This is a genomic window from Allobosea eneae, from assembly GCF_042657265.1.
Taxonomy (GTDB): domain Bacteria; phylum Pseudomonadota; class Alphaproteobacteria; order Rhizobiales; family Beijerinckiaceae; genus Allobosea; species Allobosea eneae.
This window is the reverse complement of record NZ_JBHSLW010000032.1, coordinates 1-10866: the sequence shown is the minus strand read 5'-3', so window position 1 is coordinate 10866 and position 10866 is coordinate 1. Positions and strand designations below refer to the sequence as shown.

The 10866-nt window shown below is 63.8% G+C and carries 11 protein-coding genes and 1 pseudogene; 1 reads left to right on the top strand and 11 read right to left on the bottom strand.

From position 1 onward, the window contains the following. Window positions 1–461 precede the first annotated feature (461 nt). Genes ACFPOB_RS19305 through ACFPOB_RS19285 form a run of 5 tightly spaced genes read right to left on the bottom strand, consistent with a single transcriptional unit; the run spans window position 462 to window position 5593 of the window. Window positions 462–1088 carry a cation efflux transmembrane domain-containing protein gene (locus ACFPOB_RS19305; protein ID WP_377799994.1) on the bottom strand — a complete coding sequence of 209 codons (627 nt, stop codon included), beginning with the start codon at window positions 1086–1088 and terminating at the stop codon, window positions 462–464. Beyond that, window positions 1078–1773, bottom strand: a complete 696-nt coding sequence (locus ACFPOB_RS19300) for a class I SAM-dependent methyltransferase (protein ID WP_377799993.1) — start codon at window positions 1771–1773, stop codon at window positions 1078–1080. The genes ACFPOB_RS19305 and ACFPOB_RS19300 overlap by 11 nt, the downstream gene beginning before the upstream one ends. 25 nt (window positions 1774–1798) lie before the next feature. After that, window positions 1799–2332, bottom strand: coding sequence for a signal peptidase II (gene lspA / locus ACFPOB_RS19295; RefSeq protein ID WP_377799992.1), 534 nt, complete (start codon window positions 2330–2332; stop codon window positions 1799–1801). Next, a complete protein-coding gene (locus tag ACFPOB_RS19290; protein WP_377799991.1) occupies window positions 2329–2958 on the bottom strand; it encodes a methyltransferase family protein in 630 nt (209 codons plus the stop codon). Before ACFPOB_RS19290 ends, lspA begins: the two co-directional genes overlap by 4 nt. Window positions 2959–2971: 13 nt before the next feature. After that, complete coding sequence (locus ACFPOB_RS19285; protein ID WP_377799990.1) at window positions 2972–5593, bottom strand: heavy metal translocating P-type ATPase; 2622 nt, start codon at window positions 5591–5593, stop codon at window positions 2972–2974. A gap of 105 nt (window positions 5594–5698) precedes the next feature. On the opposite strand from ACFPOB_RS19285, the gene ACFPOB_RS19280 reads away from it, so the two are divergent. Next, window positions 5699–6121, top strand: a complete 423-nt coding sequence (locus ACFPOB_RS19280; protein WP_377799995.1) for a MerR family transcriptional regulator — start codon at window positions 5699–5701, stop codon at window positions 6119–6121. Window positions 6122–6159: 38 nt separating this feature from the next. Here the strand turns inward: ACFPOB_RS19280 and ACFPOB_RS19275 are convergent, their stop codons facing one another. The 6 genes and pseudogenes from ACFPOB_RS19275 to ACFPOB_RS19250 all read right to left on the bottom strand — a co-directional run. Then, on the bottom strand, window positions 6160–7218 hold the full coding sequence (locus tag ACFPOB_RS19275) for a relaxase/mobilization nuclease domain-containing protein (protein ID WP_377799989.1): 1059 nt from the start codon (window positions 7216–7218) through the stop codon (window positions 6160–6162). Further along, on the bottom strand, window positions 7218–7727 hold the full coding sequence (locus tag ACFPOB_RS19270) for a plasmid mobilization protein (protein ID WP_377799988.1): 510 nt from the start codon (window positions 7725–7727) through the stop codon (window positions 7218–7220). Before ACFPOB_RS19270 ends, ACFPOB_RS19275 begins: the two co-directional genes overlap by 1 nt. Before the next feature lie 283 nt (window positions 7728–8010). Further along, window positions 8011–8961, bottom strand: a complete 951-nt coding sequence (locus ACFPOB_RS19265; RefSeq protein ID WP_377799987.1) for a ParB/RepB/Spo0J family partition protein — start codon at window positions 8959–8961, stop codon at window positions 8011–8013. A 4-nt stretch (window positions 8962–8965) separates the two neighbouring features. Then, window positions 8966–9847, bottom strand: a complete 882-nt coding sequence (locus ACFPOB_RS19260) for a ParA family protein (RefSeq protein WP_377799986.1) — start codon at window positions 9845–9847, stop codon at window positions 8966–8968. 75 nt (window positions 9848–9922) lie between these two features. Next, entirely contained in the window at window positions 9923–10129 is a 207-nt protein-coding gene (locus tag ACFPOB_RS19255) for a hypothetical protein (protein ID WP_100962014.1), read from the bottom strand. 478 nt (window positions 10130–10607) lie between these two features. Next, a pseudogene (locus tag ACFPOB_RS19250) lies at window positions 10608–10775 on the bottom strand (DUF736 domain-containing protein); the annotation flags it as partial. Between the last annotated feature and the right edge of the window lie 91 nt (window positions 10776–10866).

Sequence of the window (10866 nt, the reverse complement as noted above, 5' to 3'; positions counted from 1 at the left end):
TTTGCACGTCTGCTTCCATCCCGATCCTCCGTCTCGCCAATCGGAGGATGCTGCCACATACAGCTCATGAACCGCACGAGGGGACCGGCGTGGCGCTTACCGCCGTCGTGATGGCGTTCCCGACGATAGTCCTCAAGAATGCGCCATCCCTTGAGACAGGGCGGGAGATCCGGATAGAGCTGCCGGAATTAGGGCCCGTTGCCCCCGAGCTGCGATGACTATCGTTATTAGGTGCGACGAACCGAAATTGAGATCGTAAGCGTGAAGGTATTTTGCAATAAGCTCAAATGCATAGGCGAGATTGGCTGTCAATCACGGCGTGCGAATTGGCCGAGGTTAAGGCCGGTTTTAGGCTGCCTCTGCCAAATCAATGGATAGCAGCTTGGGAAATTTCTACCCGTATGTTAGGTTAACCTGAGAGCAGACCTGTCAGAAACTTGGCCGGGCGTCACGGCAAATCACTATGAAGAATTGTTTCGTAATTCAGCAAGCGCTTCACGCACGATTTCTCTGGCAGACTGTAGAAACACCAGCGCAACAACGACAGCCACTGCTAGGTCGGGCCAAGCACTTTTGGTCCAAGCCACAAGCCCTGCAGCGGTGATTACAGCAACGTTGTTTAAAGCGTCGTTACGCGAGAACAACCAAATTGCGCGCGCTTGAGCATCGCCTTTCTCGCGAAACCGCGCGAGCACCAATGCGGACACAACGTTTACTGCGAGTGCGGCGATACCTAAACCGCCCATCAGCTCGGCATCAGGAGCGACTGCGTTGAGCGCACGCCATATGGCGGTGCCAATGACACCCAATCCGAGCGCGCCTAGGAAGAGCCCTTGGACCAGCGCCACGCGTGCACGGGCGAGCGCACTCCAAGTGAGCGCCAGCAGTCCAACGAGGGTAATTGAACCATCACCTAGAAAGTCGAGCGAATCGGCTTTGAGCGCTTCCGAGGCGGCCATAAAACCGCCTGCCAGTTCCAAGGAGCCGAACCCAATGTTAAGGACAACAACGATCCACAGAGCCCGCCGATAAGCTGGATCGACGCGAGCGCGCTCTTGATCACCAGTGCAGCCGCATTCATCGTTCATTCTGGCTGCTCCCGAAAGAAACGTGCTGACAGGCAAATAGGCTGATTGCACCTGTGATTGTCTCAACTACGCGGAAGGGGCGAACTTTGCTCCGCGCTACCTCTGTAAGCAGTTTCTCCAGCATGCCTTCTGCGTTTGGTCGCGTGTTGTCGAATCCATCGAGGAGACCTATTATCGAGAAGAGCGCCCGACGCACCGGACCGCGTTGGCGAGCGTAGTCGGTTATGTAAACCCACCCACCAGGTCGTGTGGCCTGAAACATTGCGGTGATCCCGGCGCGCTTCTCGGATATAGGCGCTTGGTGGAAAACAAGGCTTGAGACCACCTTGTCACATGCTGCGAGCCCAAGAGGCGTTGCAGCGTCGCGAGCGAAACCACTCCGCCACTCGACCTCAACCCCGGCAAGCTTGGCTTTATTTACGGCGATAGCTAGGGTCGCTGGGTCCGGATCCATGCCGATCACCCGTGCGCCGGGTTCGCGCAGCTTCAGCATGATCGCGAGCGTGCCCGTGCCGCATCCGACGTCCAGGATGGTCTCACCAGCCTTTGGCGAGATTTTATCCGCGAGCGAGCTACGCCACGCTTTCTCGCGCGTCATGATCGCAAGTATGGTATCATAAAGCGGCGTCAGACGTGAAAATCCAAGTGCAGGAACAAATTTACTTTCAGTAGGGGCGGTATTCATCAGTTTTCCTCAAGCAACGGTCCGCTTAACGCGGCTCCTTTAGCGAATGGTCCTCAGCCTGCGGTGGTGGGGGGCCGGTTCGCGCCTTACGATAGTCGGCCAGTGCGGTCAGAAGCATAAGCCCAACTCCAGCCGAAATGGCGATGTCGGCACCGTTGAACGTCGGCCAGTGCCAGTCGCCCCAATGCAAGTCGATGAAGTCGGTGACGGCGCCCTGCCGCCAGCGATCTTGGGCGTTGCCGAGTGCGCCGCCGGCGATCAGGCCGAGCCCGATCCGCTCCAGCCGGATCTGGCTCCTGAAGGCCCAGACCATAAGCCCGAGCGCGACCGCGAGCTTGAAAGCGGCCAGCAGGCCAGGCCACGCCTCAAGCAGGTCGCGGCCGATCCCAAAGCTGACGCCGTAGTTGAAGCCGAGACGCAGGTTGAGAAACGGCGCGATCTCGATCACGCGCGGCGGCGCCATGACATAGGTCAGGATCAGCCATTTCGAGAGCTGGTCCAGCGCCGCAGCCGCGACCGCCCAGCCCAGGACTTCTCCGATCCGAACTTGCCTCGTCATGACGTCGCATTTTCTGGCATGCGGCGCGTGCCGAGCCAGCGCCTGACGCGTTGCTGGTAGTCGCGATAGGGCTCGCCAAGGGTCTGCGAGAGGACGCGCTCTTCGACGCGGACCTGGAGGACGATGGCGATCAGGAGCGCGATTGTCAGCGCCGCCTGGATCAGGCTGGGCAGCACGATGAAGAGCCCGACGAAGAGCAGCGTCTGTCCGACGAAGACCGGATTGCGCGAGACCGCGAAGGGCCCGGAATCGACGATCGGTCCAAGCTCGCCTTCGGCCGCGCCGATGCGCCAGGACGTGCCCATATGGCGCTGCGACAGGATCGCGACACAGGCGCCGACCACGACGAGAAGATGGCCGAGGACGTCGAGCCAGGGGCCGTTCAGAACCTTTGCCAGCGGGTCGGCCTTGATCGGATTGCCGAAGAGCGACAGCACAAGCGGCCAGATCACCGCGCCGGCGAAGGCAAGCCGGAACAGCATCGCCGGCAGCGCCTGCTTCTCCCGTCCCTTGCCGAAGAGCCAGATCGGCCGTCCCGCCTCCTTGGCGAGGATGACCGACATGGCCAGGAAGCTGATGACGTAGACGGCCGTCATCAGATAGCTGGCGATTTCCATGCTCGTCATATTTCCGGGTCCCTCACGCTGCGCGGCCGGCGTTGAAGCGCAGCAGGCGCAGGGCGTTGGCCGTCACGATCACGGTCGCGCCGGTATCGGCCAGGATCGCGACCCAGAGGCCGGTATAGCCGAACACCGTCGTGACGAGGAACACCGCCTTCAGCCCGAGCGCGATGGCGATGTTGACGCGGATATTGCCCATCGTCGCCCGCGCCAGCCGGATCATCGCCGGCACGTCGCGGACGCGGCTCTTGAGGATGGCGGCATCCGCCGTCTCCAGCGCCACGTCGGTGCCGGAGCCCATCGCGACGCCGATGCTGGCGGCGGCGAGCGCCGGCGCGTCGTTGATGCCGTCGCCGATCATCATGACGGCGCCCTCGGCCGCGAGCGTCTTGACCGCCGCGACCTTGTCCTCCGGCATCAGCTCGGCCTTGTGCTCCATGCCGAGCGATCCCGCGATCGCGCCGCCGGTGCGGGCGTTGTCTCCGGTCAGCATCAGCGAGCGGACGCCCATGGCTTTCAGCTCCGCGACGGCGGCGGCGGCATCCTCTCGCGGCTCGTCGCGCATCGCGATCAGGCCGATCAGAACCCCGTCGGCGATCACGACGGCGACCGTCTTGCCGGCCGCCTCGAGCTGCTCCGCAGCGGATTTGGCGTCGTTGCCGAAGGTGGCGCGCGTCATGGCGTGGCGTGGCGCGCCGACGAAGACCGCAGTTCCGTCCAGCATCCCGGTAACGCCCTGTCCTGGAATCGCCTTGGCCTCGGTCGCGTTCCTGACGAGAACCGCATGCGATTTGGCGCGCTCGATGATGGCCAGCGCCAGTGGGTGGCTGGAGCCGGTCTCGACCGACGCCGCGAGTTCCATCACCTCGGCCTCGGATCGGCCGAACGCGACGACCTCAGTCACGCGTGGACGGCCTTGCGTCAGCGTGCCGGTCTTGTCGAAAGCCACGATGCCGGTCTTTGCGGCTGCCTCGATGACCACGCCCCCCTTCATCAGCAAGCCTTGGCGCGCGCCGGTTGAGAGCGAGGCGGCGATCGAGGCCGGCACGGAGATGACGAGCGCGCAGGGACAGCCGATCAGCAGCAGCGCCAATGCCCGGTAGATCCAGACCGACCATTCGCCGCTCAGCAGCAGCGGCGGGACGATCGCGACCAGAACTGCCAAGCCGACGATCGCCGGCATGTAGACGCGCGAGAAGCGGTCGATGAAGCGCTCGGTCGGCGCGCGCGCTTCCTGCGCCTCTTCGACCAGCCGGATGATGCGGGCGATCGTGTTGTCTTCGGCCGCCTTGGTGACGCGCACGCGCAAGGCCGCCTCGCTGTTGACGGAGCCGGCGAAGACCGGCTCGCCAACACCCTTCGTCTTCGGCACGGACTCGCCGGTGACCGGGCTCTCGTCGATGCCCGAGACGCCGTCCGTGATCTCGCCATCGGCGGGGATGCGGTCGCCTGGACGCACCAAGACCGTCTGGCCAATCATCAGAGTGGCGGCGTCGACCGTGCGCGTGGCGCCATCCTCCTCGACAATCGCGGTCTTGGGCACGAGATCGCCGAGTGCGCGGATCGAGGCGCGCGCCTTGTCGGCCGCGACGCCTTCCAGCACCTCGCCGACGGCGAAGAGGAAGACGACCAGCGCCGCCTCCTCGGCCGCGCCGATAAACAAGGCGCCGGTGGCCGCGATCGTCATCAGCATTTCGATGGTGAAGGGCATGCCGGCGCTTGCGGCCGCATATGCCTTGCGCGCCACTGGGATGATCCCGATCACGCAGGCGGCGATGAAGGCCCAGTGCGCCGCTGCCGGCCAGACCAGGCTTGAACCCCAGGCCGCGCCGAGCAGCGCACCGGTCGTCAGGACCAGACGGCCCTTGTTGGTCTGATACCAGGACACACCGCCGGGCGTCTTCTCATGGACATGACCTGGCATGCTGTGGCCGGGATCGACCGAGCCTTTGCCCGTCGCTTCGCCCACCGCGACTTTTGCCCCATGGCCGTCGTCATTGTGCGCGTTGTTGTGACCCGTGTGATCATGTCCGCGATGATCGGCGTGGTCGCCACACTGGCTCTCGCCGGACCTCGCGGCTTGCGTCGTCGGCGTAACCACCGAGGCAGTGAAGCCGAGGCTGGCGACGCGCTTCTCGATCACATCGCGCCGTGTCTGCGTCTCGTCGAGCGCAAGGGTCAACGTTTCCGACATCACCGAGAGCTTGACGTCGCTAACGCCCGGCAGGCGCTCGACGGCGCCGCGTATCTTCGCCGCGCAGCTGGCGCAGTCCATGCCGCCGATCTTCCAGCTCAAGGATTGTGGCTCGCGATCGCTTCCCGTCGCGGCCCTCGGTTGCGCCTGCTCGTCGTGATGGCCGCAGCCGCAATCGACTGCCGGCTCCTCAGCCGGTGCCGACTTCGTCGCCAAGGGAGCGGTCGTGTATCCAAGGCTGGCAACACGCTTCTCGACTGCTTCGCGCCGGGTTTGGCTTTCGTCGAGCGCCAGCGTCATGGTTTCGGACATGATCGACAGCTTCACGTCACTGACGCCCGGGAGGCGCTCGACGGCGCCGCGTATCTTCGCCGCGCAGCTCGTGCAGTCCATGCCGCCGACCTTCCAGCTCAGGGTCTTGGGCTCAGCATCCAGGGTGATGGTCATCGTCTTGTCCGCTTGCAGGCGCTGCGAGACATCTTAGATACGATCTCTAGCCACTTGAGGTTCAAGAGGAAAATAGCGATGGACGCAAAGAATCTGGCGCGCGTCATGCCGATCGGTTCACTTTCGGAGCGGACCGGCGTCAAGGTCGAGACGATCCGCTACTACGAGCAGGTCGGCCTGCTGCCGCCGCCCGAGCGCTCGGACGGCAACCAACGCCGCTACGGCCGGGCCCATGTCGAGCGGCTGGCCTTCATCAAGCATGCTCGCGATCTCGGCTTTCCCGTCGATGGCATCCGCGCCCTTCTGCGCCTATCGGACAGCCCCGGCATGGCCTGCGACGAGGCCCACGCAATATCGGTCGCCCATCTTGAAGATGTCCGCCACAAGATCGTCCGTCTGCGCTCGCTGGAGAAGGAGCTGGAGCGCATCGCCGCGACCTGCTCGGGCGGCGTCGCAGCCTGCGACTGCGCGATCATTGAGGCTCTTGCTGATCATAGCAAATCCGAAAAGCATCATAATTACAAATGATGTATTATGAAAATAGTCGCACTTATCCGAAGCAGATTTCAGCGATCTTTATTTTCAATTGCTTTGCCATTGTTATTTGATACTGACTTACCGTTAAGGCGCTCTTTTCGCGCGTCGAAGGCCAGTTCCCGCATCAGCTGCTCTCGCCGCGTTTCCGGATCCGGCATCTTCGCCACGAAATCCCGTACCTTTCTGGCCAGCGCCCGATCGCTTCCCTTCCCGGTCCGCTCAAGCTCCTTGGCATGAGCGAGATACTGAGCCCGAATCCTGGCCTGCCGTTCGCGAGACTTCGCCTCCCAAGGCCGTGAAGTCAGAGCACTACCCTTCGCGACTCGAACGACATCTGCCCGAGCACCTTTGTCGGTCTCGGGAACGACGCCGCGACGTCGCAGCGCCACCACCGTCCCCTTGTCGTGCTTACGCACCTTTCCTCGCGTCCGACGCGGTGTCGCCTCGGCTGAGACGCCGCGTAGCCGAAGCTCGCCGGCGAAGCGCTCGCGCCAGATCGCCAGATCGGCCTTGCGAGGGTTGAGCCGCTTCGCGCTATAGCCCTGCGAGCGAACCGTCAGATGCACATGCGGGTGCTTGTCGTCGAGATGCTGAACGAAGACGTAGTCGTGGTTCGCTCCAAAGGTCTCGATCGCGAACGCACGCACGGCATCCTTTACCGCAATCGGATCGGTTCCGGGCGGCATCGACAGGATGATATTGACCGAGATTGTGCCGTCGCGCCGACGCTTGTTGTCTAACGCCGCATCCTCTGTCCAGCGCGCCTGCAGGTCCTTGAGACCCTCCCGGCCCTGCATGAGCGAGCCTTGCTCGGTCTCCGCCGTCAGCTCGCCGTTGCGCATAATGTATTCCAGATGCGACTTGAGATGCCCGGCGTCTTTCGTGCGGCCGGTAACCTTGACCATCACCTCCGGCGCACGCCCGACGATCCGCTCGAGCCGCGCCCGCATCGCCGGCGTGACGCGCTGCGGCGCGACCGGGTCAGGAACATCCGCCTCGGATACGCGCGGCCGACGCACCGGCGTCTGCCAGACATACGAAATCGGCGGCAGGTCATCCAGCAGCTCCTGGGCCCGCTTCCCGCTCATCATCGGCCCTCCCAGTAGGTGCTGGTCCGATACAGCACGCCCTTCAGTTCTCCCTGAAGCGCTTCCAGCGCCGCGCGGGCCTCTTCCAGGCCGGGCTTGGAGGCACCTGCTTTCACGCCTTCCCCGGTGTTCGCCGCCCGCGCGATCTGGTTGATGTTGCCGCCGATCCGATTCAGCTCACGCGCGATCGTCCGCAGTTCCTCGCGCTCACCATCCGACTGCTGCGCCGGCGCGCCCAGCCGTGACCGCACCAGCGACGTGATCCATTGCGTCCGCGTCATCCCGCGCGCTGACGCCAGCTCTTTGAGCTGATTCATTTCGCTCTCCCGGAAGCGGACCGTCACCTTCTGAGGCGAGCCGACCGCGACTGGCGCGCGCTTCGAATCCGGGGCGCCCACAGCGCTTTCGAGCAACCGGCGGATCAGCGCCGACTTGCCGCCTTCGGTCGCCGCCAGCGCCGCGAACTGCAGCGCCAGATCATCTGAGACCCGCAACGTCAGCGTCGGCATCAAGGCTTCCTCTCACTGCCACGGGACCATCGACGCACTCGACCATTCGCAACGCCAATCTGGCGTAATAATTCGCTGGCGGCAAGCCTATCCTGCACTAGAAACAATGCCAAAGACTCTTAACCATCCACTTCGGTTAACGATTCGAATAGGTGTAACCACTGCCGTATGGGAATCGCCCATAAGGAAGCGCCCCGCAGCGGGTCCGGGCGACCAAACAAGGACGGAGGGAAGCGTGGTTCAAACCACACCGGGGAATTGACAGCAGACGGGCCCGCGCTGCTCAGCCAACCAGCACCGCGTCAATCCGAAGCTCGCGAACAGACACGTCTTCGCTAGTGCCATCATCGAAGGCGACGCGGGCGCTTCCTTGTTCGGCATCCGGCCTTGCGTCGAGAACTAACTGGCCGACCCGCTTGCCGGCGCGCACCCGCACGATGGCAGCGCCCTTTGTGCCCAGAACGGACGGCGCTGTGGCTGAGCCTGCCAATGGTTTCTCGCGAGCCGATGCGCGATCTTTCTCCGACGCTCGGGCATCCTTGGCCCCATCCCCTGCTGCTGTGCCATGCGGTGCGGCGGGCTCAACGGTCGAGCGAACAGCGGACGCAAATTCTCTGGCCTGCGCGTCGGTGAAAGCGCCGTGCTCCTCGACGGCTCGTTCCACGTCGGAAGGTTCCTGCCGCCATGCCTGGTAGAGCTCGTAGACGGCGCGGATCGAACTTGTGGCGAGCTTCTCCTGCAGAAACGTCGGCATTTTCGGCACCGCCGCATAGCGCGACACCCAGTCACGCGGCTTGCCCAGCCGCCGAGCGACCTCTGTCTGCTTCTCACCGGCCTCAAGCCGCGCCGTTACGAAGCGAGCGATCTCGCTGGGCTTCAGATCGTCGCGCTGAATGTTCTCCACCATCTGTGCGTAAGGGCTCGCGTCAGCACCGTCCTGAACGAAGACGGGTGCCTCGACCAGTTCGGCTATCTTCGCCGCACGATAGCGCCGCGCGCCCATCACGATGATGAACCGGTCGGCCTGCACGGAGCGCCTGACCACGATCGGCTGAAGGATGCCGTCGATCCGGATCGACGCAGCAAGCTGCTGCAGTTCGTCTTCCGGAAACTCGCGACGCGGCTGATCGGGATCCTCGTCGATCAGGTCCAGCGCGACCTTGAGCGGCCGGCCATCCGACCCTCCATCCGCGGCGACATCCGCCAGGTCCTTAAAGCTCAGATCAAGCGCCATGCGATCAGCCCATCTGCTCGACGATGCGCGACAGCACGAGACGGATCTCGCGGCCGGCCTCCTGCGCCGAACGTTTCTTGAGTTTCCACACGGGCACACCCTCAGCGACCGCTTCGGCATAGCCGTCGCGCGCGACGATGTGGCCCGGGAAGACGTATTTGCCGGCCTCGCGCAGAAGCTGGTCGAGATGCGTCCGCTGGCGCGGCGACTTCGTGTTGAAGTTCGACGGCAGGAGCCCCAGAAACTTCATGTCCGACCGGCCATAGCGCTTCTGCACGCCGATCACGGTCTGGAGCAGGCCCTTCACGCCCTTCACCGAATAGTCCTCGAGATAGATCGGCGACAGCACATGGCTCGCCGCGACCAGCGCGGCCACGCTGCGCAAGCCCAACGACGGCGGTGTGTCGATGACGCAGACATCGAACGCCGCGCTCACCGAGCGGAGGTTGTCGCGGAACTGCTGGATGCCGGCGGCATCGCCGCGATCGACATCGGTGAGGGAGCTGTCAGAAGCCGCGAGCGTGATCCCGTCTACTCCACCAGTGACTGGAGCACTGCCCTGTCGAAACAGCTCGGCGGCGGTCACCTCGCCTCGATGACGCTTCATCGTATCGGTGGCGTTGCCCTGAGCATCAGCGTCGATCAGCAGCACGCGGCCGCCGGTTTCGGCCAGGTGCCAGGCGAGATGAACGGCCAGCGTCGTCTTGCCAACGCCGCCCTTCTGGTTGTTGATTACGATGGTCTTCATGCAAACGCGACAGAGCCCTGATGTTTTCAATCGGAGCGTGTTCTGGCGGGAGATCGCGGCGATGACGTGACGGGTGTGGTTTAGACCACACCGTTGGCGATAGACCACGGGCCTCTTGGCCTGCGCGCAGCAGAGCAAGCGCAGGCCAGGGCGACATGCGAAAAGCCGGCCCGACGCGCGTGGCGTCAGACCGGCCGTCTCGGATCGTGATGCTCAGAATGGCAGTGCGGCAAGCCCGCCGGCGTGGACTGCAGCCCAGCCCTCGACATCCGCGAAATACCCCGTCTCCGCATCGCTGCGGTCCTGCTCGGTCAGGAATTCAAGCTCGCGCTGCGCTTCGCGCCGCTCGCGCGGTGTCAGGCAGGCGTTGGCCAGCTCGGCCTTGAGTTCGGCAATCTGCTGATCGATCGGCATGGTCATGAGAACCTCCTTCGTCTCGAATGGACGAAGGCGCGCCACGCGTCGGTGGAGACCGGGTCAAGGATCGGCGAAGCCGACCGTCGGAGGCGGCGCGTGGGGGAGCCGAAATGCGCAGCATTTTGGGGGTACCGCGCGTCCTTGAGGCGGGCTCCGCCGGCCGTACCATGGCACGACCAGAGAGCCCCTCCAGTTCACGCGGGAAGCACCAGGGCGGCTGACACGGGGCAAATGGCGCGAAGGCCAAGGTGTGGTTCAAACCAACAAATGCCGAGATGTGATTTGAACCACAAATCACTTGATCGCAGTCTATGCGAGGCGGCGGTTGTCTGAACCACAATCCGCGCGTTGACGGCTCCAGGAGCCGGCTGTGGTTTGAACCAACAGGGGGCTGACGAGGTGAAAAGCCGAGGTGGTTTCCGGCGCGGCCGGGCCGGAGGATTGGCCCCGCCTCGCGGCGGGGCCATCGTGGACTGGGGGCTCAGTTGCGGTTCGGGCGCGACCAGATGAGCTGGAGGCCTTCCGTGCCTTCGACTTGGATCAGGTTGGCGTAGATGGGGGCGGGGAAGCTCGGATCGTCGAGCTTGACCGAGAGATAATCGCGCCCTTCATCCGAGGTCTTCTGCCAGGCTGCGCCGAACTCGGCGTTATGCGGTGCACCGCATAAGACGGATTATGCGTAGCGCGGGATTATGTGGAGTCGTTGGCTGGCAGCCGCGGTTTTGCGGGGTTATTGTCGC